The following is a 25,103-nucleotide window of genomic DNA, read 5'->3' as shown; positions in this document are numbered from 1 at the left end:
CTACCCGCCGCCGGGCCCGCCCCGGTCGAGGGCCCACAGCTCGGCGTAGGTGACCCCGCCGACCTCCACGGTGTCGACCCGCCGGGCCCGACCGGCCAGGGCCTCGTCCAGGGGGGCGGCGATGCCCCGCTGGCGCATGCTCACGGTGATGACCACGTAGTCGACGTCGTCCAGGTCCACCGGCCCGGAGAGGTCCAGGGCCACGATCTGCCCGCAGGGCAGGGCCACCCGCAGCGACGCCGAGTAGACGGTGCGCACCCCCTGGCACCGCCCCCCTTCCCGCTCGATGATGGTGCGGCCCAGCTGCTCGACACCGTCGCCGCCCAGCGTGATCTCCGAGAGGGCGCCCTGCTGGCCCCCCAGGGCCGGGTTCACGTACGAGAGGGCGTAGGGGGCGAGGGCCAGCGCATGGACGGCCAGGGCCCCGGAGGCCACCAGGCCCGCCCCCCGGACCAGGCGGGGCGAGAGGCCGCGGGCCCGCGCCGCCCGCACCCCGGCCTCGACCACCGCCCCCACGGCCAGGGCCGCGAAGGGCAGGGCGGGCAGCCCGTAGCGGTCGTACTTCCGGTCGGACTGCATGACCGCGGCCAGGTAGACCGCGGCGGTGCCGGCGGCCACCGCCGCCCACCACCAGGGCGTCCACGGCCGCCGCGGCCCGCCCCGCCGGAGCAGGCGGCGACCGGCGGCCACCACCACGGCCAGCGCGACGCCGGCCAGGAACCAGGGCGTGGCCCGCCAGGCCAGGGTCACCAGCACGAAGCGGGCCGGCGGGGAGGCCACCACCTCCCCGTCGAAGAACGTGTAGCTCCCGATCTGGAGCTGGGTGGCCGAGCGGCGCACGGCCCGGAGCTGCCCGGCCGGCTCGACGGCCAGGGCCGGCCACAGGAGGAGTGTGGTGAGGGCGGCCGAGCCCGTGGCCCAGGCCGCGGCCCGGGCCCAGGCCCCGGCCCACCGGCCCAGGAGGCGCCGGTCGCGGCGGGCCACCTCGACGGCCAGGGCCAGGGTCAGCAGGGCGGCGCCGGTCCCCACCAGCACCACGGCGTTGATCTTGGACAGCACGCTGAGGGCCCCGCACACCCCGGCCACCACCGCCCAGGCGGCCACGCTCCGCCGGGCCCCCCGAGCGTCGTCCGGAAGCCTGTCCCCCGCCGGCTCGTCCCCCCGCCCCTCGCCGGCCCCGGAACCCGCCCCGGCCTCCGGCGACCCGGCCCCCGACCCCGCCCCGTCCTCCCGCGACCCGTCCTCCGGCCCGTCGCCGACTCCCGGCCCCCCCTCGTCCTCCGGCGACCCGTCCGGCGACCGGTCCCTCGCGACCTCACCGCCCAGGCCGGGGACCGGCAGGCCCACCACGGCCAGGGCCCGGGCCCCGGCCACCGCGGCGGCCACCACGGCCGCCGCCCCGAACTGGGCCACCATGGCGTCGGTGTGGAGCAGGCCCCCGTGGCCCACGAAGAACGGCTCGGTGGCCATCAGCACCCCGGCCACCAGCGCCGCCCGCCGGCCCACCAGCACGGCGCCGGCCAGCACGGTGACCACCAGGGCCAGGGCGGTGGCCAGGGCCACCAGGGCCCGGCCGGCCCGCAGCACCTGGGGCGAGCGGTCCGACGGCCCCGACACCGGGGCCGACAGCCCCAGCCCGGCGCTGACCCGGGCCAGGTCGCGCCCGGCGGCGCCGGCCCACATGGTGGTGGCCCCGGGCAGGGTGGCCAGCTGGCCGTCGGGCGAGGCGCTGGCCCGCTCCAGGTCGCCGTGGGCCACCGCGGCGCGGAAGGCCTCGGAACGGGCCAGCCACAGGTCCTCGTCCACCCGCTGGGTCACCGGGCCCGGCGCCCAGCACCGGAGCACGAGGGCCAGGAGGCCCACCGCGGCCACGGCCATCGGCCAGGAGTGCCGCCAGCCACCGGAGCCCGGGTCCGGGCCCTTCCCTGCCGCTGGCACGGGGCGATGGTAGCGGGGCCCCCCGATGGCCTCGGCCGGCGGGCCCCGGCGCGAAGATGACCCACCCGTCCGCCGCCACGACGGGCCGAGCCCCCATGCCCTCCCCGACCCCGACCACCGCGCCCGACGAGAACCGGCCGGCCCCCGACCCTGACCCCGACCCCGACCCCGACGCCGGCCCTGGGCGCGGCGCCGGCCCGGGCCAGGCCCCGATCGACGGCCGCCCCCGATGGGCCGGGCCCCTGGGGTGGGCCGCGGGCGCGGCCGCGGTCATGGCCCTGCGGCTGTGGGTGGTGAGCACGGCCCGCTTCCCGCGGATCGTGGCCGACGAGACCGCCTACCTGGCCATGGCCCGGCTCCTGGGCGGGGGACCCCGGTGGAACCTGGGCATGGCCGCCACCTACGGCCCCGGCTACTCGGTGCTCCTGGCCCCGTGGTTCGCCCTGGACCTCTCGCCCGACACCGTCTACCGGGCCGCCATGCTCACCAACGTGGTGGCCGCCGGGCTCACCTTCGTGGCCGTCGAGGCCCTGACCCGGCGCCTCACCACCCTGGCCCCGCCGTGGTCGCTGGCCGCCAGCGCGGTGGCGGCCTCGCTGCCGGGCCTGGCCGTGACCGGCACCCTGGCCTGGAGCGACGCGGTCACGCCCCTGTTCTTCGCCCTGGTCGTCCTCACCGTGCTGCGCCTGGTCGAGCGGCCCACCGTGGCCCGGGGGGCGGTGGCCGGCCTCACGGTGGTGGCTGGCAACGTGGTCCACGCCCGGCTGCTGCCGGTCGTGGGGGTGGTGCTGCTGGTGGTGGTGGCCCTGGCCGTCCAGCGCCGCCTGGCCCCGCCGGGGGCGGGGGCCGTGGTGGCCCTGACGGTGGCCGCCCTGGTCGCGGCCCGGGCCGCCGCCGGGGCCGTGCACGACCGGCTCTACGAGCCGGGGGGCCAGGTGACGGCCGGGCTGTCCGACGCCGACGGCGTGGCTCGCGTCGGGCGGCTGGCCCTGGCCACCACTGGCCAGGTCTGGTACCTGCTGGCCACCACCGCCGGCCTGGCCGGCCTGGGGGCCTGGGCCCTGGCCCATCGCTGGTGGCGCGACGTGGGCGGGCTCGACACCCTCCGGCGCCGCCGGGGGCCCGGCCACGGCCGGCCCGGGGCCGACCCGAGCGCCGCCCCGGTGGCCGGCCTGCGGGCCCTCGACCCGGTGGCCTCCACCGCGGTGCTGGCCGTCCTGGGCCTGCCCTTCGCCGCCGGGGCGGTGTTCATCAGCGGCGGGGCCCGGGGCGACCAGGCCGTCTACGGCCGCTACAACGAGATGTTCGTGGCCGTCCTCGTCACCTGCGGCTTCTCGGCCCTGGTCGCCACCCGCACCTGGGCGGCCCGGGGCCGGGCCCTGGGCCTGGTGGTGGCGGCCACGGTGGCCACCGGCGGCCTGGTGTGGCTCACCCGGCTGGACGCCCTGAAGGGGGGCTACACGCCCTACACCATCCTGGGCCTCATCGCCCTCGAGCCCCGGGGCCCCCAGCGGCTCCGGACCGCCACCGCCATCGCCGTGGCGTTGGTCGTGGTGGTGGTGGCGGCCAGCGCCGTGCGCCGGGCCCGGCCCGCGGCGCTGCTGGTGTTGGCCGCCCTCTTGGTGGTGGTGGGCACGGTGCGGAGCCTGGACCAGATCGGGCCCGACCGGGGCTCCGACCCCCGCCACGCCGCCGACCTGGGCGCCATCCTGGAACCTGGTGACGAGGTCGTCTACCTGATGGACGGCGACACCAGCGTGGTCGAGCAGTTCTACCGCTACCAGCTCTACACGCCCGACCTGGTGGCCCTGCGAGCCTTCGGGCCCCAGTGGGAGCGGGGCCGGACCTTCATCGTCACCGGCACCGATCAGCCCGAGCTGCCGGCGGCCGGGTACCGGCTGGCCTGGGTCGACGCCGGGACCGGGGCCGGCCTGTGGGTGGGGCCCGGGGCCCGCCAGGAGGCGCTGGCCGCGGCCGGGGAGCTGCTGCCCGCCGGCCTGGCCGGGATCAGCCCGGCCATGGAGCGGGCCGAGGTCCGCTTCACCGCCGGCCCGGCCCTGGAGGGCGAGGACCTGCGGGCCCGGGTGGTGGTCACCCGGCCGGCCGGCGAGCCCTGGCCCGGCCTGGACCGCACCGCCCCCCCCGCCGGCCGGGTCCGGCTCGGCGTCCTGGTCCACGGCGAGGAGTGCGGCTGCACGGTGGCCGACGGCCGCTCCGACCTGGCCCGCTGGCTCCCGGGGGCCAGCACCCGCCTCAGCCTGCCGGTGGAGGTCGACCTGGGCGACCTCGAGCCGGGCCACTACCGGGTCTCGGCCCAGCTCCTGCGCGAGGGCGAGGCCCGTTTCGGCGCCGTGGCCACCGCGACCGTCACCGTCGAGCGCTGAGACCGGGGCCGGCGCCGGGCCGCGGGGCGGCGGGGGCCCGGCCAGTAGCCTCGGCCCCCATGGACGCCCCCGCCCTGGAGCACGCCGCGCCCGGTGGGCCCGCTGACACCCTGGACGTGAGCATCGTCCTGCCCGTCTTCAACGAGAAGGGCCACCTGCGGACCGAGATCGACCGCATCCGGGCGGCCATGGACGCCTCCGGGATGTCGTACGAGATCATCGTGGTGGACGACGGCTCCGACGACGGCTCCGGGGAGGCCCTGCGGGAGATCTCCGACATCCGGCTCATCCCCTTCCTCACCAACCGGGGGTCGGGCTCGGCCCGCAAGCACGGCACCCGGGCGGCCCGGGGCCGGGTGGTGGTGTGGACCGACGTCGACATGACCTACCCCAACGACCTCATCCCGGAGCTGGTGCGGGAGATGGAGGGCCACGACCAGGTGGTGGGGGCCCGCACCTCCGAGCAGGGGACCCACAAGCTGTTCCGGGTGCCGGCCAAGTTGCTCATCCGCAAGCTGGCCTCGTACCTGGTCCAGACGCCGATCCCGGACCTCAACTCGGGCATGCGGGCCTTCCGGCGCGACGTCGCCCTCCAGTACGTGAGCCAGCTCCCCCCCGGGTTCAGCTGCGTCACCACCATCACCCTCACGTTCCTGGCCCACGGCTACACGGTGAAGTACTGGCCCATCGAGTACTCCGAGCGGGCCGGCCGGTCGAAGTTCCACTGGTGGCGCGACACCCGCCGCTACCTCCTGCAAGTCATCCGCATGACCCTCTCGTTCAACCCGCTGCGGGTCTTCCTGCCCCTGGGCCTGGCCCTCACCGCCATCGGCGGGGGCAAGCTGGTCTACGACGTCGCGACCTACGACGGCCGGGTGGCGGTCAACACCGTGCTCACCCTCTTCGCCGCCTTCCAGGTCTTCGTGGTGGGGATGCTGGCCGACCTGGTGGGCCGGGCCACCCGGGCCACCCACGAGGTGCAGCCGGCCACGGCCGCGGTCCGGGAACCGGTCCGGACCTAGGGCGCCCGCTCGACGGCGGCGGCCAGGTCGGCGGTGAGGGCCTCGGACCGCTCCCGCAGCGGCTCGGCCTCAGCCCCGAGCGCGGCCCAGAACGGGCCCGGGTCGGCCCGCAGGGCGGCCACCTGGTCGGCCACCACGCCGGGGTCGAAGGCCCGGGCCGAGTGGACGTGGCCGGCCAGGCCCAGGTCCTGGTAGGCGCCCCAGCTCTTGCGCTCGTAGCCCAGGTGGACCGCCGGGTAGCCGGCCAGCAGGGCCTCCAGCGCCCCGTGCAACCGCACCGACACCACCGCCCCCCATCCGCCCCGGCGCAGGAGCTCGCCGGTGCGGCCGGCCACCGGCACGCCCAGGCCTTGGTAGAAGGTGCGATCGCTCTTGGCCGCCGAGCCTTCGGCCTGCACCGCCCAGGCCACCTCCCCCAGCCGCTCGGCCAGGGCCCGGAGGCGGGCCCCGGCCGCGGGAGCGTCGGGCAGGGCCCGCCCGATGAGCAGCGTGGGGCCGTCCCCGGCCGCGGTGACGGGGGCGGCCCCCGCCGCCCACCGCTCGGCCAGGTCGAGCACGGCCAGGTCGGGGGTGCGGGTGACGTTGGCCAGGCCGGCCAGCTCGGCGCGGGACCGGTCGTCGCGCACGTGGACCGATCCCACCCCGGCCAGGGCCCGGGCCACCCGCCGGCCCACCGGCCCGGCCAGCGGGCCGATGCTCTGGGGCAGGTACACCGAGGGCCGCCCGCCCCGGGCCACGGCCAGCAGCTGGGGCAGGTGGTTGAGGGCGGTGCCCACCGAGTTGACCCGGGTGCCGGTGCGGAGGTAGCCGCCGCCCACGGCCACGCACAGGTCGGCGCCGGCCACGGCCCGGGCCGCGGCCGAGCGGGCCAGGGCGGGCCGCCGGGCCCCGGCCACCAGGGCCAGGCCCCGGCCGGCGGCGACCAGGGCCGAGAGGTCGGCGGCCCGGCCCGGGGTGCCCACGGCCGCGGTGCGGGCCGTGTCGGCGAACGAGGCCGGGTCCAGGGCCACCACCGTGCACGAGTCGGCGGGGACGCCGGCCCGGGCCAGGCGCTCCAGGGTGAGGTCGACCAGCAGCCCGTCGCCGCTGTTGGCTCGGCTGTAGGCGTGGACGACGGCGACCGTCGGTGGGCTCATCCGGCGTCGAGCCCGGCCCCGACGCCGGCCGGGCCGGGCCGGGGGGCCCGGTGCGCGGCGGCCTCCAGCACCGACCGGTAGCGGCGGGCCACGCTGGCCAGGTCGAGGGTGCCGGCCAGGGCGGCGCGGGCCGCGGCGGCCCGGCGCCCGGCCTCGGCCGGGTCGGCCACGGTGTCCCGTAGGGCCGCGGCCAGCGCCTCGACCGAGCCGGGGGGCACCACCCAGCCCGTCTCCCCGTCGGCCACGTGCTCGGACAGGCCGCCCAGGTCGGAGGCCACCACCGGGACCCCGGCGGCCACTGCCTCGCCCAGCACCACCGGCGTGCCGTCCTGGTCTCCCCCGGCTCCCACCTGGGACGGCAGGGCCACCACCGCGGCCCGGGCCAGCTCGGCCATCACCGCGGCCCGCGGCTGCTGGCCCAGGAACCGGGCCCGGCCCCCGAGGCCGAGCTCGGCGGCCAGGGCCTCCAGGGTCGGCCGCGCCGGACCGTCGCCCACCACCACGGCCCCGGCCTCGGGCACCAGGGCCAGGGCCCGGAGCAGGACGTCCACGCCCTTCTTCTCGACCAGGCGGCCCACGAACAGCACCCGGCCCGGCTCGGGGGCCCGGAGGCCGACCTCGGCGGCGATGCGGACCACGTCCACGCCCATGGGGATGGGTGCGGCCACCGGGCCCAGGGGGGCCAGGGCCTCGCCGATGGCCGCGCTGACCGGCACGGTGGCCGCGGCCCCGGCCACCACGGCCCGCTTGGCCCGGAGGGCGGCGGCCGAGCGCAGCGTGTAGGCGTCGGCGCCGTGGGCGGTGACCACGTACGGCACCCCGGCGGTGCGCCGGAGGCCGAGGGCCACCAGCCCGGCCGGCACCAGCCAGTGGGCGTGGACCACGTGGGGCCGCACCCGCCGCACCTCGCGCCGGGCCGCGGCCCCGAACGCCGCCACCAGCGGCGGCGCCTCGGCCGCCCGCCACCGCTGGGCCCGGAGGTTGGCCATGATGGCCCCGTGGGCCAGGCCCTCGAACCGGCGGGGGAAGTAGGCGAAGCGCCGCACGTCGACCCCCTCGACCACCTCGCGGGCCGGGGCGCCGGGCACCCGGGGGACCACGGCGTGAACCTCGACGCCGGCGGCGGCCAGGGCCGCGGAGAGGGTCAGGACGAACTCCGGCGTGCCGTCACCGGCCCGGGCCGGGAACGTGGTGGCCAGCACGAGCAGGCGCAGCGGCTCGGTCGCGGAGGCCCCTGACATGCGCTCGTAGTATGGCCCAATGCCCTCCCGGAGCCCGTCGCCCTCCCGCGCCCCGGCGCCGGGGGCGGACGGTGACGAGGGGGGCGACGACCGGCGGGCCGGCGGGTGGATGACCCGCATGGTCGGCCTGCTCGACCGCAAGCCCGCCTCGCTTCGGACCCGGCGGGTGCTGGTGGCGGCGGCCATGGTGGTGTTCCTGGCCGTCAGCATCCCGTCGCTGGGCGTGCTGCGGGAGGGCCAGGCCCTGCGGCCCGCCGTGCTCCCCCTGCTCATCCTGGTCACCACCCCCCTGACCGTCCTGGCCAACGCGGCCGAGTACCGGGTGATGGGGGCGGTCAACGGGCACCGCATCGCCTGGCGCGACGCCACCCAGCTCACGGTGCTGGCCGCGGTGGCCAACCTCCTGCCCCTGCCCGGGGGGGTCGTCGTCCGCACCCAGGCCCTCCGCCGCCAGGGCAGCAGCACCGGCCGGGCCCTCCAGGCCAACCTGGCCGCCGGCCTGGCCTGGATCGCCTGCGGGGCCCTGGCCGTCGGCGCCCTCCTGCTCACCCGGCCGACCCAGCGCCTCCTGGCCGTGGGCCTGCTCCTGCTGGCCGTCGGGCTGGGGGCCGCGGTGGCCGTCCTCCTGCACCGGGCCGCCCCGGGCCGGGCCGCCGCCCACCTCGGCCAGCTGCTGGCCATCGAGGCCGGCATCGTGGCCGTGTCGGCCACCCGGGTGTGGCTGGCCTTCACCCTCCTGGGCTTCGCCGCCCAGCCGGCCCAGGCCGTGGCCATCTCCGGCTCGGTGATCGTGGCCGCGGCCATCGGCATCTTCCCGGCCGGCCTCGGCCTGCGGGAGGCCCTGGCCGGGGCCATCGCCGTGGCCGTGGACCTGCCGGCCAACCGGGCCGTGGCCGCCACCGCCGCCGACCGGGTGGCCGCCCAGGTGGGCCTGGCCCTGGTGGCCGGGGCCCTGGCCCTGTTCCTCCGCGCCCCCGCGGTGGACGAGGACGCCCTCGACGACCCCGCCCTGCACCCCGTGGACCTGCCGTGACCGACCCGACCTCCCCGCCGCCCGCGCCCATCGACGAGAGGGGTCTCGCCGACCCGGCTTCGCCGACCGACGCCGGATCCCCCGATCCGACCCGGGCCGCGGGGGCGCCGCCCGACCCCGGAGCCGCCCACGCGCCCGGACCGGGCACCGACGGCCAACCCGAGGCCCCCGGCGGGTGGCGGGCGCACTCGCGGCCCAACGTGGAGCTGCGGCGCCGCAAGGCCCGCAAGATCGCGGCCGTGGTCGAGGGCGTGCGCCCCCTGTCGGGGGCCCGGGTGCTGGAGGTGGGCACCGGCTCCGGCGTCATCTCGGCCGAGCTGGCCCGGGCCGCCGGGCCCGACGGGGCGGTGGAGAGCGTCGACACCATGGACACCCGCCTGGAGCACGATGGCTACGGCTTCCGGCTCACGTCCGGGGTGCGCCTGCCCTTCCCCGACCGCTCCTTCGACGTGGTGGTGTCCAACCACGTGGTCGAGCACGTGGGCACCCGGGCCGACCAGGCCGTCCACCTGGCCGAGCTGGTGCGGGTCCTGGCCCCCGGCGGCGTGGCCTACCTGGCCACCCCCAGCCGGTGGTCGGTGGTCGAGCCCCACTTCAAGGTCCCGTTCCTGAGCTGGGTGCCCCGCTCCCAGCGGGACCGGGTGGTGCGCCTGGCCCGGGCCGGAGCCCACTACGACGTGGACCCCTACAGCGGGCGGGAGCTGCGGGCCGCCCTGGACCGGCTGCCGGTGCCGTGGGCGGACCGCACCCTGGACGCCCTGGCTCAGCTCGACCGGATCGAGCAGCCCACCGGCCCGGCCCGCTGGCTGGCCCGGGCCCCGGGCCCGGTCCGCCGGGCGGCCCGCCCGGCCCTGCCCACCATGGTCTTCCTCCTCGGCCCCCGCTGATCGCGTCGCACCCGGCGGCGGCCGAGCCGCCCCGGCCACCGCCACCGTCCACGTACACAGGCCAGGACGACCCGGCCCGCCTATCCCGGCCCGGGGAGCTGGCCCGGGACAGGCGTGGGGCGCGGCCCGACCGGATCGGCACGCGGGTCGCCATCGGTGTCGCCCGGCCGACCGGCGCGACGGAGGGCGGCCGCGGCCAGGGCCGCGCCCCCGCCGTCGACCAGGACGAAGGCCACTCGGGCGATGACCGCCACCGCGGCGCCGATCTCCGGCTCCAGGCCGCTGGCCGCGGTGAACACCGCCTCCCGCACCCCGGCCCCGCCGGGGGCGGGCACGGCCAGGAACCCGGCGATCCAGCTCAGCAGGGCGGCGAAGGCCACCCGGGCCACGGGGGCACCCGGGTCGAGAGCCCGGGCCAGGGCCACCGTGGCCCCGGCGATGGCCACCCAGGTGGGCAGGTAGCGAACCACGGTGGCCACCGAGTCGCGCCAGCGGGGCACGGGCAGGTCGAGCGCCCGCCCGCTCACCCGGCGGGCCAGGGCCAGCACCGGGGCCAGGGCCCGGGGGTGGAGGGCGGCCAGGCCCAGGGGCAGCAGGGCCAGCACCACCGCCGCCCCGCCGGGGCCGTCGCCGCCGAGGGCGAAGGGCAGGAGGGCGACGGCCAGCAGCATGGCCGCCAGGTACAGGGTCACCAGCGACAGGGCCACGCTGGCGTAGGCCGTGGCCCGGGGCACGCCCCCCCGGCGGGCCATCTCGCCCCGCCCCACCACCGGCCACACCCCGCCCGGCAGGTACTTGCCCAGCTCGCCGACGAAGTACCAGGCCACGACCCGACCCCGCCCGGCCCGCACCCCGAGGAGGGCCAGCACGTCGGCCCAGGCCCACCCGATGCCGGCCATGGCCAGGACGGCCAGGCCCAGCCCGACGGCCACCCAGCCCACCGAGGCGTCGGCCACCGCGGCCCGCACCGCGGTCCAGTCGGCGGCCAGGCGGCGGGCCACGAAGGCCACGGCCAGAGCCACGACCACCAGCCCGACCACGGCCGAGATGCGGGCGGCCCAGGCCCGACGCGACCCCGCCCCCGGGACGTGGGGATCGGGGACGGCGTCCATCGCCAGCGAGGCTAGGCCCCCCTCTCCATCGGCCCGGACTCCCGTTCTGAGGCGCCAGCGCACATCCCCGTGAGCCGAGATGCCTCAGAAGGTTCGGCGATTCGGGCGCCTCCCGTTCTGAGGCGCCGGCGCACGTCCCTGCGGGCCGGGGCGCCTCAGAACGGAACGACGTGGGGCGGTGGCGGTTGGTTCAGCCGGCCGGGGGCGGGGCCAGGGGCAGGGGGGCGCAGAGGCCCTCGACCTCGGCCACCTGGATGCGGTCCCGGTTCTCCCAGGTGATCTCGTTGGTCGGGTCGACCTGCACCTTGTACTCGCGGAAGCTGGTCTCCAGCGCGTCGTAGGTCAGCAGCCGGCCCCGCAGGGAGTCACCCAGCCCCAGCAGGACCTTGATGGCCTCCAGGGCCTGGAGCGACCCGACGATGCCGGGCAGCACCCCCAGCACGCCGGCCTCGGCGCACGAGGGGGCCATGTCGGCCGGCGGGGGCTCGGGCACCATGTCGCGGTAGGTGGGGCCGTCCTTGGGGTCGAAGACGGTGACCATGCCCTCGAAGCGGAAGATCGCGCCGTGGACCACGGGGCTGCCGAGCTTCACCGAGGCGTCGTTGACCAGGTAGCGGGTGGGGAAGTTGTCGGTGCCGTCGATGACCGCGTCCCACCCGTCGCCGTCGGGGCCGGACAGGACGTCCATGACGTTGTCGGCCCCCAGGCGCATGTCGTAGGTGACCACGTCGACGTCCGGGTTGAGCAGGGTGAGGGTCTTCTTGGCCGAGTCGACCTTCCGGTCGCCGATCCGCTCGACGTTGTGGAGCACCTGGCGCTGCAGGTTGGAGTCGTCGACCACGTCCATGTCGATGATGCCGAGGGTGCCGACCCCGGCGGCGGCCAGGTAGAGGGCGGCGGGCGAGCCCAGGCCCCCGGCCCCCAGCAGGAGGATCTTGCTGTCGAGCAGCTTCTGCTGGCCCTCGTCGCCCACCTCGGGGAGGAGCAGGTGGCGCTTGTAGCGGTTGCGCTGCTCGGGGCTGAGGGTCTGCGGGAGCTTCCAGTCCCGGCCCTCGTCCTTCCACTTGTTGAAGCCGCCCACGACCGAGACGGCGTTGGTGTAGCCCAGCTCCTGGAGGCTCTTCACGGCCAGGGCCGAGCGCACGCCCCCGGCGCAGTGGACGACGAGGGGGGTGTCCTTGTCGGGGATGCGCCCCTCGATGCCGGTCTCCAGGGTGCCCCGGGGGATGAACACCGCGCCGGGGATGGCGCCCTGCTCGAACTCGTCGGCCTCGCGGACGTCGAGCACGACGGCGCCGTCCTGGTGCCGCAGCTCGTCGGCCTCGGCCGTGGTGACCTCGCGGATCTCGGACTTGGCCTGCGCCAGCACCTCGCGGAAGCTCGCCATGGGAACCCCTCTCGTCGCTCGTCTCGGCGGGAAACCCTACCGAGTCGCTCAACAATGGGCCCAGCCCCCGGATTCCCGAACCGCGCCGCCGCCCGGCACCGGCCGGGCGGCGGCGCCGTCCTCAGCGGGCGTCGTCGGTGTAGCGCTCGTTCACGCCCAGCTTGGCCAGGCCCCGGCTGATCAGGTAGGCGACGACGGCGAAGCTGGCGAAGCGCCAGCCGTCCTCGCGGCCGAGGCTGTCCTCGTCGAGGTAGGTGGCGACGAGGACACCCACCACGAAGACCACCGTCAGCATGAACTCCGTGGTCTTGGCCCCGGCCTTGGTCTCGGTCAGGCGGCGCACGCTCTGGCTGGCCCGCTCGGTGTAGGAGGGATCGTAGGTCCCAGGGGTCGTGGTCGTCATCGGACTTCCTCCTGGCTCGGGCCGTCGGACGACGGCGGACCACGGCTCCCCGCCCTCGCGTGAACGAAACCTTGTCCCAACCCTTTCGAGGGGTTGACACGGGCATTGGAATGCTATGAAATACATCAAGAGCTGACGTCAGGCTCGTCGCTTCCCCCCGACCCCTGATCCCTGCCCCGGGAGAGCGCCCGATGCCTGCCCCCGACCTGTCCGCCCCCAGCCTGCCCGTCGTGGCCTGGCCCGACCCCGTGGTCGAGGCCCTGGGCCACGATCCCCGCTCCACCTACGTCGAGCGCTTCTGGCTGGCCGTCCTCGGTCCCAGCACCACCTGGCTGGTGCGCCACATCGCCCACCGCTTCGAGGCCGCGCCGGGCGGGTTCACCCTGGAGCTCGACGCGGTGGCCGGGGCCCTGGGCCTGGGCCACAGCAAGGGCCGCCACAGCCCACTGGTCCGGGCGCTGCACCGCTCGTGCCAGTTCGGCGTGGCCCGGGTGACGCCGGCGGGCGAGCTGGCCGCCCGGCGGGTCCTGCCGCCACTCACCCGCCACCAGGTGGAGCGCCTCCCCGACGTGGTGCGGGCCGAGCACGACGCCTGGCGGGCGGTCGAGCGCGACGCCGCCACCCTCGACGCCCAGCACCGGCGGGCCCGGCGCATCGCCCTGGCCCTGGCCGAGCTGGGCGAGGACGTGGCCGCCACCGAGCAGCGCCTCCAGCGGTGGCACATCCACCCGGTGGTGGCCCGCGACGCCGCGGTGTGGGCCCACCGCCTCATGGCCGCCCGGGCCGGCGACCCGGCCCGGGCCGGCGCCCCCCACGACCCGCTGGACGACCTCGTGGGCCCCCGGGAGCCCGGCCCGGCGCGGCCTGGCGCGCCGCCGCCCGCCCCGGCAAGCGAGGCGTCACTGGCCCGGCTGGGCGGCGACGCCGCCTGAGCCCCACGACCGGCGACCCCGTCTCCTCGTCGCGGGGTCGGTCCGGGGCCCGGGAGCGGTGGCGGGCACCCCGTCCCCCGCCGCCGCTCCCGTCAGGCCGCGGACCCGCCGGGCGGCGCACCGGTCAGGACGGCAGGGGCGCCCACCCGGCCAGCAGGCCGGCCAGCAGCCGCACGCCGAAGCCGGTGCCGCCCTTCGGGACCTCCCCGACGGCGGAGTCGGTGATCCACGACGGGCCGGCGATGTCGAGGTGGGCCCAGGGGATGTCGTCGGCCACGAAGTGGCGGAGGAACAGGGCGGCCACCGAGGCCCCGGCGTAGCGCCCACCGGAGATGTTCCTGATGTCGGCCACGTCGGAGTCGAGGCCGGGACGCAGGTGGCTCGGGCTGGGCAGGGGCCACACCGCCTCGCCGGCGGTGTCAGCCGCGGCCCGCACCCGCTCCAGGAGCGGATCGCCGTCGCCGAAGAGCCCGGCCACCCGGGGCCCGAGGGCGACCATGCAGGCCCCGGTCAGGGTGGCCACGTCGACGATGGCGTCCGGCGTGGCCTCCGAGGCCAGGCGCAGGGCGTCGGCCAGGATGAGGCGCCCCTCGGCGTCGGTGTTGAGCACCTCGACGGTGGTGCCGCCCCGGGTGGTCAGCACGTCGCCCACCCGCAGGGCGTCGGGCCCGATCATGTTCTCCACCAGCGGCAGGTACCCGGTGACCCGGACCCGGGCCCCCAGCGCCCCGAGCAGGCTCATGGCCCCGACCACGGCGGCGGCACCGCCCATGTCGCCGTTCATGCCCTTCATGCCCTCGGAGGTCTTCAGCGAGTAGCCGCCGCTGTCGAAGGTGACGCCCTTGCCCACCAGGGCCACGTGCCCGGTGGCCCGGCCGGCCGGCTGGTAGGTGAGCTGCACGAAGCGGGGCTCGTTGGTCGCCCCCTGGGCCACGCCCAGCACCCCGCCCAGGCCCTTGCGGCGGAGGGCGGCCGGCCCGTCGACCCGGACCTTCAGCCCGGCCCCGGTGCCGATCTCCCGGATGCGCTCGGCCAACCGGTCGGGGACGAGAGAGCCACCGGGTTCGTTGACCAGGTCCCGGGCCTGGTTCACGGCCCGGGCCACGGCCACCCCCCGGGCCACGGCGGCCTTGGTGGCCTTGGCCGTGCCCCCGGTGAGGGCCACCGAGGTGACCTCGGACGGCCGGGGCTCGCTGCGGTGGGCCTCGAAGCGGTACGCCCCCAACAGCCACCCCTCGGCCACAGCCTGGGCCGCGGCGTCGACCCCGGTGCCCTCGGCGGCCACATCGGCCAGGGCCACCGCCACCCGGGGGTGGCGGGTGGCGCGCCGGCCGGCGGTGCCGGCCACCGACCGGAGACGGCTGGCGTCGACGTCGGCGGCGGCGCCGGCCCCGACCACCAGCCGGTGGGGTCGGGAGCCCTCGGCCGGCGGGGCGAGGAGGACCTCGTGGACCTTCCCGGCGAAGCCGGCGGCGGCGGCGAAGCCCTCGGCCACCCCGGCGGCGGCCAGGTCGTCGGCCAGACGGTCGGACCGGGCGCCCAGCACCAGGAGGTCGGTGCGGGCCGGCGCCGAGGCGTCGGTGGTGGGGGTGACGGGGCGAGGGGGCACGGGACGCCTCCAGGGCGAGCGGGGTCGGGCGATGGCAGCGCGGCGCGGGCCGGCTGCAGGGATCATGTCCGCCCGGACGAGCCGGTTCGGACCGGGACCGCCGCGGTCAGACCGAGCGGGTGGTGACGGAGGTGCCTTCCTGCCAACGGGCCAGCACCCACAGCAGGTCGGACAGGCGGTTCAGGTAGGCCAGGGCCGCGGTGCTCTCCGGGGCCAGGGAGACGGCCACCCGCTCGGCCCGGCGGACCACGGTGCGGGCCACGTCGAGGTGGGCGGCCACCACCGTCTGGCCGGGCACCACGAACTCGTCGGGGGAAGTGAAGCGGCCTTCCACGTCGTCGATCAGGGCCTCCAGCGCCACCACCATCTCGTCGGTGGCCAGGGTGGTGCCGGGCGTGAGCTTGCCGCGGTTGGCGGTGTCGGTGGCCAGGTCGGCCATGAGGACCCACAGGTCGCGCTCGATGTCGACCAGTATCCGATCCAGCTCGCCGCCCGGCTCGACGTGGGCCCGGGCCACCCCGATGAACGCCTGGGCCTCGTCGATCTGGCCGTAGGCCTCGGGCCGGGCCGAGTCCTTGGCCACCCGGCCGCCGTAGAGGAGCCCGGTGGTGCCGTCGTCGCCCTTGCGAGTGTAGATCCTCACCGTCCCGACCCTACGGCGTGCCGGTCGAAGGCCACCCCCATGCCGAGCACGGGTGAGCCCGACATCCCGGCACCTCCGTGCCGGGAAAGCCAGGGTCAGCCGCCGGTGGCGACGACCAGGTCCGGGGCCTTCTGCTCCAGGGCCCAGTCCAGGTAGCGGCCGGGCAGGGCGGCCAGCCCGTCCCGGGTGGGGCTGGGCGGGAGGGCAGCCAGGGCGGCGGCGGCCTCCTCGTTGAAGGACCGGGCCCGGTCCAGGGCGGCGGCCACGCCGGCGGAGGCCCGCACCAGGGCCAGGGCGTGGCCCACCTCGCCGTCGCCCGGGGCGTGGCCCAGGCGGGAGCGGAGGGCCACGCCGTCCGGGCCGGCCAGGGCCAGCAGCACCGGCAGGCTGTAGACGCCCTCACGGATGTCGTTGCCCACCGGCTTGCCCAGGGCCTCCGCTGTGGAGACCAGGTCCAGCACGTCGTCGATGATCTGGAAGGCCATGCCGAAGGCGGTGCCGTAGGCGGCCACCGCGGTGACGGCGTCGGTGGGGGCCCCGGCGGCCGCCGCCCCGATCTCGCACGAGGCCCGGAACAGGGCCGCGGTCTTGCCCCGGATGGAGTCCAGGTAGGCGTTCACGCTGCGCCCGGCGTCGAACAGGGTGGTCACCTCGGCCGACTGGCCCACGCAGAGGTCGGCGATGGCGGCGGCCAGGTAGGCGGCCACCTCCCGGCTCACCCCGGCGGCCAGCTGCCCGGCCCGGGCCAGCAGGAAGTCCCCCACCAGCAGGGCCTGGTTGGGGCCCTCCACCGAGTTGATGGTGGGCACGCCCCGCCGCTCCTCGGCGCTGTCCATGATGTCGTCGTGGATCAGGGAGCCGGCCTGGACCAGCTCGGCGGCGGTGGCCCCGGCCACCACGTGGACGTCGAGCACGGCGTCCGGCTCGCGCTCGGCGGCCGCCACCCCGCAGGCCAGGGCCAGGGCCGGGCGCAGGCGCTTGCCCCCGCCCAGCACCACCCGGCGGGCCGGGGCCTCGATCTCGGCCCGGTCGACGACCACGGCCCGGTCGAGCTCGGTCTCGACGGCGACGAGGCCCTCGGGCAGTCCCGGCAGGGCGAGGAGCGAGGCGAGGTCCGCCGGGGTCATGCCCGGAGCGTACCGACCGACCCCGGGCCCCCGGCCACTCGGAGCGGGCCGCCGGGTCAGGCCGGGGCCGGGCCCGAGGAGGCCACGCTGGCCGCGCCCATGCGACGGCGGCGAGCCTGGTACTCGGCCACCGCCGAGTAGAGGTGGCCCTCGCGGAAGTCGGGCCACAAGGTGTCGAGGAACACCAGCTCGGCGTAGGTGGACTGCCACGGGAAGAAGTTGCTCAGCCGGTGCTCGCTGGAGGTCCGCACCACCAGGTCCATGTCGGGCATGTCGGGGGCGTAGAGGCCGGCGGCCAGGCTCGCCTCGGTGACCTCGTCGGGGTCCACCCCGGCGGCCACCAGGCGCCGGGCGGCGTCGACGATCTCGGCCCGGCCCCCGTAGTTGAAGGCGATGCCCAGCACCATGCGGGTGTTGCCGGCGGTGAGGGCGGTGGTCTCGGCCAGCCAGTCCCGGGAGGCGGGGGGGATGCGGGGGTCGTCGGTGCGGCCCAGGAACCGGATCTGCACGCCCTTCTCGTCGAGCTCGTCGCGCCGCTCCTTGCGGAGGAGCCACTCGTCGAAGCGCATGAGGAAGCCCACCTCCTCCTCGTCACGGGTCCAGTTCTCGGTGGAGAAGGCGTAGGCCGACAGCCACGACACGCCGAGGTCGAGGCAGGCGTCGACGGTGGCCACCACCGCGGCCTCGGCCGCGGCGTGGCCCTCGGAGCGGGTCAGCGAGCGCATCTGGGCCCACCGCCCGTTGCCGTCCATGATGACCCCGACGTGGGCCGGGATCTCCCCGGCCCGCACGTCGGGGACCTGGTCGGCCTCGATGATGCGCATGGCCGCACAGTACCGGCGGGGGCACAGGAGCCACAGAAGGCACAGAGGTCCCGGGAGGGCGCGGAAAAATGGGATGGGCCAGCACCGGAGGGGCATCGGTAGCCTGGCCCGATGGGTCGTCGGAACACGTTCATGGAGGCCGTGGCCGAGAGGGTCGTCGTCTACGACGGGGCCACCGGCACGTGGATCCAGGAGCAGGACCTCAGCCTCGACGACTACGGCGGCCCCGCCTTCGAGGGCTGCACCGACATCCTGGGCGTGACCCGGCCCGACGTGGTGGCCGCCCTCCACTCGGCCTACTTCGAGGTCGGGGCCGACGTGGTGGAGACCAACACCTTCGGCGCCTTCGCGGTGCCCCTCGGCGAGTACGACGTCCCTGAGCGCAGCCACGAGATCGCCCTGGCCAACGCCCGCATCGCCCGCGAGGTGGCCGACGGCTTCTCCACCCCCGACCGGCCCCGGTACGTGGCCGGCTCCCTGGGGCCGGGCACCAAGGCCCCGTCCCTGGGCCAGATCCGCTTCGCCGCCCTGCGCGACGCCTACGAGGAGGCGGCCGACGCCCTCCTGGAGGGCGGGGTCGACCTGCTCATCCTGGAGACCCACTTCGACCTGCTGGCCATGAAGGCCGCGGTCATCGGCTCGCGCCGGGCCATGACCCGCCTGGACCGGCCGGTGCCCATCCAGGCCCAGGTGACCATGGAGCTGACCGGGCGCATGCTGCTGGGCACCGAGATCGGTGCCGCCCTGGCCGCCATCGAGCCCCTCAAGATCGACATCATCGGGCTCAACTGCGCCACCGGCCCCACCGAGATGAGCGAGCACCTGCGCCACCTCTCGGCCCATGCCCGCACCCCCATCTCCTGCCTGCCCAACGCCGGCCTGCCCTCGGTGGTGGACGGGGCCATGCACTACGACCTCCAGCCCGAGCAGCTGCGCGACCACCAGCGCCGCTTCGTGGAGGAGATGGGCGTCCAGGTCATCGGCGGCTGCTGCGGCACCACGCCCGAGTTCATCAAGCTGCTGGCCGAGATGGCGCCGTCGCTCACGCCGGCCCCCCGCACCCCCACCTTCGAGCCGTCGGTCACCTCGATCTACTCGGCCGTCCCGCTGGAGCAGGACGCCTCGTTCCTGATGATCGGCGAGCGCACCAACGCCAACGGGTCCAAGAAGTTCCGCGAGGCCCTGCTGGAGGGCGACTGGGACACGTGCTCGGCCATGGCCAACGCCCAGATCAAGGAGGGGGCCCACGTCCTCGACGTGTGCGTCGACTACGTGGGCCGCGACGGCACCGGCGACATGGACGAACTGGCCAGCCGGTTCGCCACCCAGGCCAACGCGCCCCTGGTCATGGACTCCACCGAGCCCCAGGTGATGGAGGCCGGCCTGCAGTGGATCGGGGGCCGGGCCATCCTCAACTCGGCCAACCTGGAGGACGGCTTCGCCGAGGGCAGCCGCCTGGACCGGGTCTTCTCCCTGGCCCGCGAGTACGGGGCGGCGGTGATCTGCCTGCTCATCGACGAGGAGGGCCAGGCCCGCGACGTCGAGTGGAAGCTGCGCGTGGCCCACCGCATCACCGACCTGGCCGTCGGCACCTACGGGCTGGACCCCACCGACCTCATCTTCGACGCCCTCACCTTCCCGCTCTCCACCGGCGACGAGGACCTGCGCTCCGACGCCATGGCCACCATGGAGGCCATCCGGCGCATCAAGGAGGAGATCCCCGGGGCCCACACCACCCTGGGCGTGTCCAACGTGAGCTTCGGGTTGAACCCGGCCAGCCGTCACGTCCTGAACTCGGTGTTCATCGCCGAGTGCGTGAAGCACGGCCTGGACTCGGCCATCGTCCACGCCTCCAAGATCCTGCCCCTGGCGCGCATCCCCGACGAGCAGCGCGACGTCTGCCTCGACCTCATCTACGACCGGCGCGGCGTCGATGGCCTGCTCTCCGGCGGCGACGCCGGCTACGACCCCCTGCACAAGCTGTTGGAGATCTTCGCCGACGTGAAGGTCCAGGCCGTCGAGCAGGAGGACCGCTCCGACTGGCCCGTCGACCGGCGCCTCAGCCAGCGCATCATCGACGGCGAGCGCGACGGCCTCATCGCCGAGCTCGACGAGGCCCTGGCCGGCGGGTTCACCGCCCTCCAGATCGTCAACGAGGTCCTGCTGGCCGGCATGAAGGTGGTGGGCGACCTGTTCGGCGCGGGCGAGATGCAGCTCCCGTTCGTGCTCCAGTCGGCCGAGACCATGAAGGCCTCGGTGGCCTACCTCGAGCAGTTCATGGAGAAGGTCGAGGGCGACAGCGGCAAGGGCCGCATCGTGTTGGCCACGGTGAAGGGCGACGTCCACGACATCGGCAAGAACCTGGTCGACATCATCCTCACCAACAACGGCTACGACGTCGTCAACCTCGGCATCAAGGTCTCCATCTCCGACATGATCGAGAAGGCCCTGGAGGTCGAGGCCGACGCCATCGGCATGAGCGGCCTGCTGGTCAAGTCCACCCTCATCATGCGGGACAACCTGGAGGAGCTGAACGCCCGCGACCTCCAGGTGCCCATCCTGCTGGGCGGCGCCGCCCTGACCCGCACCTACGTCGAGCGCGACCTGCGCAACGTGTACGGGGGGCGCCTGTTCTACGGCAAGGACGCCTTCGAGGGCCTGCACGTCATGGACCGCCTGGGCGAGATCAAGCGCGACCCCGGCGCCGACGACCCCGAGTGGGGCGTGGTCCCCAGCGCGTCCGAGGTGCAGCTGGCCGGCCGCTTCGGGGGCCGCGACGCCGGCGCCACCGACGGCGACGACGTCCCCGACACCTGGGAGGGGCTGGAGCGGGGCAACGAGGTGTTCGTGCCCCCCTTCACCGGGTCCAAGGTGGTGAAGGGCATCGCCCTGGACGACATCGCCGCCTACATCAACGAGACGGCCCTGTTCCGCAACCAGTGGCAGTTCCGCCCCGAGGTCCGACCGGCCGCGGCTGGTGGCGCGGCCGGCACCAAGGAGACCAACGACGAGTTCCGCGAGCGGATGCGGCCCATGCTCCGGGCCCAGCTGGCCCAGGCCGTGACCGAGGGCCTGCTCAACCCGGCCGTGGTCTACGGCTACTACCCGGCCAACCGCGACGGGCAGGACATCGTCATCTGGTCCGACGAGTCCCGCGACGGCGAGATCACCCGCTTCCGGTTCCCCCGCTCCCGCGTGGCGCCCCACCAGTGCATCAGCGACCTGGTCAAGCCCATCGAGGACGACGAGCTGGACTACGTCGCCTTCCACATCGTGACCATGGGGGCCGCGGTGTCGGAGCGCACCGCCGAGCTGTTCGCGGCGGACAAGTACCAGGACTACCTCCTGCTGCACGGCCTGGGGGTGGAGATGGCCGAGGCCCTGGCCGAGCTGTGGCACCGCCGCATCCGCGAGGAGTGGGGCTTCGCCGAGGAGGACGGGCCCTCCCTGGCCGGCCTGTTCAAGCAGCAGTACCGGGGCGGCCGGTACTCGTGGGGCTACCCGGCGTGCCCCGACCTGGAGGACAACCAGCGGGTGGCCGAGCTGCTCGACGTGGCCCGCATCGGCATCGAGGTCAGCGAGGACACCGGCTACCAGTTCCAGCCCGAGCAGACCACGTCCGCCATCGTCCTGCACCACCCGCAGGCCAAGTACTTCGTGGTCCGCTGAGGACCACAGCACCCGGCCGGGCCGCCCTCCGGGTCCGCCGGTTGGGCCTGTCGGCCGAGTCGTTCCTGCCGCTGCTGGCCCGGCCCGACACCCCGGCCGAGGGCGCCGACCGGGCGCCGACGGGGCGGCGCCGGTTCACGGTGGTGGCGGCCAACGTGGCCCGCTCGACCCGCGACACGAGGGCCCAGGCCGAGGCCCTGGTGGCCCTGGACGCCGACGCGGTGCTGGTGGTGGAGGCCACCGACACGACGGTGGACGCCCTGGACGGGGCGGGCCTGGCCCGGCGCTGGCCCCACGCCGCGGCCTGGCCCGACGAGGGCTTCTTCGGGGCGCTGGTGGCCAGCCGGCACCCGGTCATCCGGGCCGAGTCCCGCAGCCTGGGCGGCCGCCCCGGCCTGGTGGTCGACCTGGCCGTGGGCCGCATGCCGGTGCGGGTGGTGCCGGTCCACACCCAGGCCCCGATCTTCGACCGTGACGTGGGACCCTGGCACGACACCCTGGCCGCCACCGCGGCGGTGGCCGGCGAGGTGGCCGGCCCGGTCGTGCTGGCCGGCGACTGGAACGCCACCGGCGGCCACCGGGCCTTCCGCCGCAATCTGCGGGCCCACGCGCTGGTCGACGCCCAAGCCGTCCTGGGCCAGCGCTGGCTGCCCACCTGGCCGGTCCGCGACCCCCGGCGCTCCCGGCTCCCACCCCTCCTGGCCCTCGACCACGTGGTCACCTCGGCGGACGTCCGGGTCGCAGCCCTGGAACGCCTCCCCCTCCCCGGCACCGACCACCTCGCCCTCCGCGCCACCCTCCACCTCCCCCACCCCTGAGGCGCGGCTGGGCTCGGATCAGGCCAGCAGGGCCCGGGCGATCAGGTCGGTGCCGAAGGCGGTGAGGATGGCCAGGTAGAGCAGGCCGGTGGCGGCCATGACGGCCGAGTACTCCCGCTCCCGCAGAGCCGCCCGGGTGACGGCCAGCAGGCCCAGGGTGGTGGCCGCGCAGGTGATCCAGGTCCAGCCCAGGATGCCGCCGTAGCCGTCGTCGATGGTGCCGGCCACCACCGAGGCCATGCCGGTCGGCACCAACAGGAGCGCCACCTCGGCCGGCCACACCACCGCGGTGGCCCGCACCAGCTCCAGCAACGGACCCCGGGCCAGGCCGGGCTGCACCAGGTACCAGTGGCCCAGGAGCATGGCGTCGGTGATGGCCCCCAGGAACAGGGCGCCGACCACGGTGCGGGCCACCGACAGCCACACCGGGGACCCGGCCGCCACCCCGGCCGCCACCAGGCCCACCAGGCCCACGGCCGGGGCCACCAGGTCGAGGGCGGGGGGGAACTCGGGGGCCCCGGTCTCGAAGCGCTGCTCGGCCCGGTCGATGCCGGTCATGGCCGCCACCCGGGCGGTCCGCCGCTCGACCCGGACCCGCTGGCCGGCCACGCCGGCCGACCGCCGGACGATCGACACGGCCAGGGCGGCCCCGGTGGCCACGGCCACGGCCACGGCGGCCAGGTCCCGACCCCACACCGGGTCGACCCGCAGGCCGATCACGGCCCCGGCCAGGGCCAGCAGGCCGAAGGTCCCCCGCATCAGCCACCCGTAGCCCAACCCCACCTCGCGTCGGCGGGTGGTGACCCACAGCAGGGCCAGGCCCCCGACGCTCCACTGCAGGAGCACGGTCGCCGCGTCGAGCCGGATCACGGCCCGCGAACCTATTGGCCGGCCCGGCCGGGCCCGCAGTCGACGGGAGGACACCGAGGGCCCGAGGGGGCGACCGGTAGGATCGCCCCCGTTTGGACCCCACGACCCCCCGCCCCACCCGCGTCCTCCTGGTCTGCTCGACCGGGGGGCACCTGACCCAGCTGGTCCGGCTCCGCCCGTGGTGGTCGGGCCACGATCGGGCCTGGGTGACCTTCGACAAGGCCGACGCCCGCGCCCACCTGGCCGGCGAGCGCACCTGGTGGGCCCACCACCCGACGACCCGCAACATCCCCAACCTGCTCCGCAACCTGGTGCTGGCCCGGCGGGTGCTGCGGGCCGAGCGGCCCGACGTGGTGGTCAGCGACGGCGCCGGGGTGGCGGTGCCGTTCTTCCTCCTGGCCCGGCGCATGGGCATCGCCACCGTGTACCTGGAGGTCTTCGACCGGGTCGACAGCCCGACCCTCACCGGGCGGATGTGCCGCCCCTTCACCGACCTGTTCTGCGTGCAGTGGCCCGAGCAGCAGGCCCACTACCGGGGCAGCGTCGTCATCGGGCCGATCCTGTGAGCGGCCCCGCCGGCCCGCCCGGGGCCATCGACGTGCTGGTGACCCTGGGCACCGACCACCACCCCTTCGCCCGCCTGGTGGAGTGGGTCGACCGCTGGGCCGCCGACCACCCCGCGGCGGTGTGCGTGGTGCAGCACGGCCCGGCCCCCCCGCCCCGCCACGCCGAGGGCCACCCCACGCTCGACCCGGCCGTCATCGGCAATCTGGCGGCCCGGGCCCGCGTCGTGGTCGGCCACGCCGGCCCGGGCACCGTGCTCGACGCCCGCAGCGCCGGGCGCCTGCCCGTCATCGTCCCCCGCCGGGCCCACCTGGGCGAGGTCGTCGACGACCACCAGGTCACCTTCGGGCGCTGGATGGACGAGCGGGGCCAGGCCCGCTGCGTGGAGGACGAGGACGCCCTGCGGGCCCACATCGACGCCGCCGTGGCCGACCCGGCGGCCTACGCGGTGGCCGTCGACGACGGGGCCGTGCCCGCCGCCGTCACCCTGTTCGGCGAGCTGGTCGACGGGGTGCTGCGGCGGTGACCGCAGCCCCACCCCCACCCCGGCGCCCCTCCCCGGAACGGCCGGTCGTCGTCTACATCGGCGGCTCGGGCCGCAGCGGCAGCACCCTGCTGGAGCGGCTGCTGGGGGCGGTGCCGGGCGTGGCCGCCCTGGGCGAGGTCGTGCACCTGCCCGAGCGGGGGCTGGTGCTGGGCCACCGCTGCGCCTGCGGCGAGCCCCTGGCCTCCTGCCCGTTCTGGGCGCCGGTGGGCCAGGAGGCCTTCGGGGGCTGGGACCAGGTCGACGGCCGGGCCTGGCGCGACCTCCAGCACCGCGTCGACCGCAACCGCCACATCCCCCAGCTGGCCGTCCCCGCCTCCCGTCGCTTCCGGGCCGACCTGGCCACCCACGTCGACCGCCTGGCCCGCCTGTACCGGGCCGCGGCCCGGGTGTCGGGGGCGTCGGTCCTGGTCGACTCGTCCAAGCACGCCTCCACCGCCTTCGCCCTCCGGCACCTGCCCGGCCCGGACGTGCGGGTCGTCCACCTGGTGCGAGACAGCCGGGGCGTGGCCTACTCGTGGACCAAGGAGATGGCCCGGCCCGAGGTCGACGACGGCGTGGCCATGCCCACGTACACGCCGGCGTCCTCGGCGGCGTGGTGGGACGCCTTCAACGTGCTGCTCACCGCCCTGGGGGCCACCGGGCCCGACATCCTGCGCCTCCGCTACGAGGACGTGCTGGAAGACCCGAGCGCCGCCCTGCGGGCCGTCCTGGCCCCCACCGGCCTGGCCCTGGAGCCGGGCTGGGACGCCTTCCTCGGGCCCGAAGGCGCCCGGCTGGGGGCCAGCCACTCGGTGGCCGGCAACCCCATGCGGTTCCGCACCGGCACCATCCCCCTGCGCCGCGACGACGCCTGGCGCCAGGCCCTCCCGGCACCCGACCGCCGGGTCGTCACGGCCCTGACCTCGCCGTTCCTGCTGGCCTACGGCTACATGAGGCCCCGCGGTGGCCGATAGGCCC

At 76.4% G+C, this 25,103-nt stretch carries 21 protein-coding genes; 10 read left to right on the top strand and 11 right to left on the bottom strand.

Features of this window, described 5'->3' with window-relative positions:
• Positions 1 to 1,938: a hypothetical protein gene (locus tag VEW93_05170; protein ID HYI61177.1), complete on the bottom strand. Its 1,938-nt coding sequence runs from the start codon at positions 1,936 to 1,938 to the stop codon at positions 1 to 3.
• A 95-nt stretch (positions 1,939 to 2,033) separates the two neighbouring features.
• Here VEW93_05170 and VEW93_05165 point away from each other — a divergent pair, with 95 nt between their 5' ends.
• Together VEW93_05165 and VEW93_05160 are read left to right on the top strand one after the other, a co-directional pair.
• Positions 2,034 to 4,322, top strand: a complete 2,289-nt coding sequence (locus VEW93_05165) for a hypothetical protein (protein ID HYI61176.1) — start codon at positions 2,034 to 2,036, stop codon at positions 4,320 to 4,322.
• A gap of 59 nt (positions 4,323 to 4,381) precedes the next feature.
• Positions 4,382 to 5,344 (top strand): glycosyltransferase family 2 protein, encoded by a 963-nt coding sequence (locus VEW93_05160; GenBank protein ID HYI61175.1) that lies wholly within the window; start codon positions 4,382 to 4,384, stop codon positions 5,342 to 5,344.
• Here the strand turns inward: VEW93_05160 and VEW93_05155 are convergent.
• Both VEW93_05155 and VEW93_05150 read right to left on the bottom strand, forming a co-directional pair.
• Complete coding sequence (locus VEW93_05155; GenBank protein ID HYI61174.1) at positions 5,341 to 6,480, bottom strand: polysaccharide pyruvyl transferase family protein; 1,140 nt, start codon at positions 6,478 to 6,480, stop codon at positions 5,341 to 5,343. The two genes, VEW93_05160 and VEW93_05155, sit on opposite strands and share 4 nt — an antisense overlap.
• On the bottom strand, positions 6,477 to 7,721 hold the full coding sequence (locus VEW93_05150) for a glycosyltransferase (protein HYI61173.1): 1,245 nt from the start codon (positions 7,719 to 7,721) through the stop codon (positions 6,477 to 6,479). Before VEW93_05150 ends, VEW93_05155 begins: the two co-directional genes overlap by 4 nt.
• A gap of 19 nt (positions 7,722 to 7,740) precedes the next feature.
• Between VEW93_05150 and VEW93_05145 the strand changes: the two genes are divergently transcribed.
• Together VEW93_05145 and VEW93_05140 are read left to right on the top strand one after the other, a co-directional pair.
• Complete coding sequence (locus VEW93_05145) at positions 7,741 to 8,754, top strand: lysylphosphatidylglycerol synthase domain-containing protein (protein HYI61172.1); 1,014 nt, start codon at positions 7,741 to 7,743, stop codon at positions 8,752 to 8,754.
• Complete coding sequence (locus VEW93_05140; protein HYI61171.1) at positions 8,751 to 9,641, top strand: methyltransferase domain-containing protein; 891 nt, start codon at positions 8,751 to 8,753, stop codon at positions 9,639 to 9,641. Before VEW93_05145 ends, VEW93_05140 begins: the two co-directional genes overlap by 4 nt.
• An 80-nt stretch (positions 9,642 to 9,721) precedes the next feature.
• Here VEW93_05140 and VEW93_05135 read toward each other — a convergent pair whose 3' ends face one another.
• The 3 genes from VEW93_05135 to VEW93_05125 form a co-directional block, all read right to left on the bottom strand.
• Positions 9,722 to 10,753, bottom strand: a complete 1,032-nt coding sequence (locus VEW93_05135; protein ID HYI61170.1) for a lysylphosphatidylglycerol synthase transmembrane domain-containing protein — start codon at positions 10,751 to 10,753, stop codon at positions 9,722 to 9,724.
• A gap of 190 nt (positions 10,754 to 10,943) precedes the next feature.
• The gene (gene moeB, locus VEW93_05130; GenBank protein ID HYI61169.1) at positions 10,944 to 12,140 is read right to left on the bottom strand and encodes a molybdopterin-synthase adenylyltransferase MoeB; all 1,197 of its coding nucleotides are present in this window, start codon (positions 12,138 to 12,140) and stop codon (positions 10,944 to 10,946) included.
• Between the two features lie 121 nt (positions 12,141 to 12,261).
• Positions 12,262 to 12,543 carry a hypothetical protein gene (locus tag VEW93_05125; GenBank protein ID HYI61168.1) on the bottom strand — a complete coding sequence of 94 codons (282 nt, stop codon included), beginning with the start codon at positions 12,541 to 12,543 and terminating at the stop codon, positions 12,262 to 12,264.
• 191 nt (positions 12,544 to 12,734) lie between these two features.
• Here VEW93_05125 and VEW93_05120 point away from each other — a divergent pair, with 191 nt between their 5' ends.
• Entirely contained in the window at positions 12,735 to 13,475 is a 741-nt protein-coding gene (locus VEW93_05120) for a hypothetical protein (GenBank protein HYI61167.1), read from the top strand.
• Positions 13,476 to 13,599: 124 nt separating this feature from the next.
• On the opposite strand, the gene VEW93_05115 is transcribed toward VEW93_05120, so the two are convergent.
• The 4 genes from VEW93_05115 to uppS all read right to left on the bottom strand — a co-directional run bounded on the left by VEW93_05115 (position 13,600) and on the right by uppS (position 17,678).
• Positions 13,600 to 15,084 (bottom strand): leucyl aminopeptidase, encoded by a 1,485-nt coding sequence (locus VEW93_05115; protein HYI61166.1) that lies wholly within the window; start codon positions 15,082 to 15,084, stop codon positions 13,600 to 13,602.
• Positions 15,085 to 15,190: 106 nt separating this feature from the next.
• Positions 15,191 to 15,727 carry a cob(I)yrinic acid a,c-diamide adenosyltransferase gene (locus VEW93_05110; protein HYI61165.1) on the bottom strand — a complete coding sequence of 179 codons (537 nt, stop codon included), beginning with the start codon at positions 15,725 to 15,727 and terminating at the stop codon, positions 15,191 to 15,193.
• A 95-nt stretch (positions 15,728 to 15,822) separates the two neighbouring features.
• Positions 15,823 to 16,854: a polyprenyl synthetase family protein gene (locus VEW93_05105; GenBank protein ID HYI61164.1), complete on the bottom strand. Its 1,032-nt coding sequence runs from the start codon at positions 16,852 to 16,854 to the stop codon at positions 15,823 to 15,825.
• Between the two features lie 56 nt (positions 16,855 to 16,910).
• Positions 16,911 to 17,678 (bottom strand): polyprenyl diphosphate synthase, encoded by a 768-nt coding sequence (gene uppS, locus VEW93_05100; protein HYI61163.1) that lies wholly within the window; start codon positions 17,676 to 17,678, stop codon positions 16,911 to 16,913.
• Between the two features lie 111 nt (positions 17,679 to 17,789).
• On the opposite strand from uppS, the gene metH reads away from it, so the two are divergent.
• Positions 17,790 to 21,347 (top strand): methionine synthase, encoded by a 3,558-nt coding sequence (metH, locus tag VEW93_05095; GenBank protein HYI61162.1) that lies wholly within the window; start codon positions 17,790 to 17,792, stop codon positions 21,345 to 21,347.
• Positions 21,348 to 21,388: 41 nt separating this feature from the next.
• Positions 21,389 to 22,165 carry an endonuclease/exonuclease/phosphatase family protein gene (locus tag VEW93_05090; GenBank protein ID HYI61161.1) on the top strand — a complete coding sequence of 259 codons (777 nt, stop codon included), beginning with the start codon at positions 21,389 to 21,391 and terminating at the stop codon, positions 22,163 to 22,165.
• 18 nt (positions 22,166 to 22,183) lie between these two features.
• Here VEW93_05090 and VEW93_05085 read toward each other — a convergent pair whose 3' ends face one another.
• Entirely contained in the window at positions 22,184 to 23,035 is an 852-nt protein-coding gene (locus VEW93_05085; protein HYI61160.1) for a hypothetical protein, read from the bottom strand.
• A gap of 92 nt (positions 23,036 to 23,127) precedes the next feature.
• Between VEW93_05085 and pssD the strand changes: the two genes are divergently transcribed.
• The 3 genes from pssD to VEW93_05070 are packed head-to-tail and all read left to right on the top strand — an operon-like array spanning position 23,128 to position 25,099.
• Positions 23,128 to 23,601, top strand: coding sequence for a PssD/Cps14F family polysaccharide biosynthesis glycosyltransferase (pssD, locus tag VEW93_05080; GenBank protein HYI61159.1), 474 nt, complete (start codon positions 23,128 to 23,130; stop codon positions 23,599 to 23,601).
• Positions 23,598 to 24,125: a glycosyltransferase gene (locus tag VEW93_05075; protein HYI61158.1), complete on the top strand. Its 528-nt coding sequence runs from the start codon at positions 23,598 to 23,600 to the stop codon at positions 24,123 to 24,125. The genes pssD and VEW93_05075 overlap by 4 nt, the downstream gene beginning before the upstream one ends.
• Positions 24,122 to 25,099, top strand: a complete 978-nt coding sequence (locus tag VEW93_05070) for a sulfotransferase (protein HYI61157.1) — start codon at positions 24,122 to 24,124, stop codon at positions 25,097 to 25,099. The genes VEW93_05075 and VEW93_05070 overlap by 4 nt, the downstream gene beginning before the upstream one ends.
• Positions 25,100 to 25,103 lie beyond the last annotated feature (4 nt).

The organism is Acidimicrobiales bacterium (assembly GCA_035630295.1).
GTDB lineage: Bacteria > Actinomycetota > Acidimicrobiia > Acidimicrobiales > Iamiaceae > Iamia.
This window is presented reverse-complemented; position numbering and strand designations above follow the sequence as displayed.

What these genes read in the sequence shown, in the direction of transcription:
- VEW93_05165 (HYI61176.1), top strand. Translation starts at nt 2,034, where the DNA reads ATGCCCTCCCCGACCCCGACCACCGCGCCCGACGAGAACCGGCCGGCC.
- VEW93_05160 (HYI61175.1), top strand. Translation starts at nt 4,382, where the DNA reads ATGGACGCCCCCGCCCTGGAGCACGCCGCGCCCGGTGGGCCCGCTGAC.
- VEW93_05155 (HYI61174.1), bottom strand. Translation starts at nt 6,480, where the DNA reads ATGAGCCCACCGACGGTCGCCGTCGTCCACGCCTACAGCCGAGCCAAC.
- VEW93_05150 (HYI61173.1), bottom strand. Translation starts at nt 7,721, where the DNA reads ATGTCAGGGGCCTCCGCGACCGAGCCGCTGCGCCTGCTCGTGCTGGCC.
- VEW93_05145 (HYI61172.1), top strand. Translation starts at nt 7,741, where the DNA reads ATGCCCTCCCGGAGCCCGTCGCCCTCCCGCGCCCCGGCGCCGGGGGCG.
- VEW93_05135 (HYI61170.1), bottom strand. Translation starts at nt 10,753, where the DNA reads ATGGACGCCGTCCCCGATCCCCACGTCCCGGGGGCGGGGTCGCGTCGG.
- moeB (HYI61169.1), bottom strand. Translation starts at nt 12,140, where the DNA reads ATGGCGAGCTTCCGCGAGGTGCTGGCGCAGGCCAAGTCCGAGATCCGC.
- VEW93_05125 (HYI61168.1), bottom strand. Translation starts at nt 12,543, where the DNA reads ATGACGACCACGACCCCTGGGACCTACGATCCCTCCTACACCGAGCGG.
- VEW93_05120 (HYI61167.1), top strand. Translation starts at nt 12,735, where the DNA reads ATGCCTGCCCCCGACCTGTCCGCCCCCAGCCTGCCCGTCGTGGCCTGG.
- VEW93_05105 (HYI61164.1), bottom strand. Translation starts at nt 16,854, where the DNA reads ATGACCCCGGCGGACCTCGCCTCGCTCCTCGCCCTGCCGGGACTGCCC.
- uppS (HYI61163.1), bottom strand. Translation starts at nt 17,678, where the DNA reads ATGCGCATCATCGAGGCCGACCAGGTCCCCGACGTGCGGGCCGGGGAG.
- metH (HYI61162.1), top strand. Translation starts at nt 17,790, where the DNA reads ATGGGTCGTCGGAACACGTTCATGGAGGCCGTGGCCGAGAGGGTCGTC.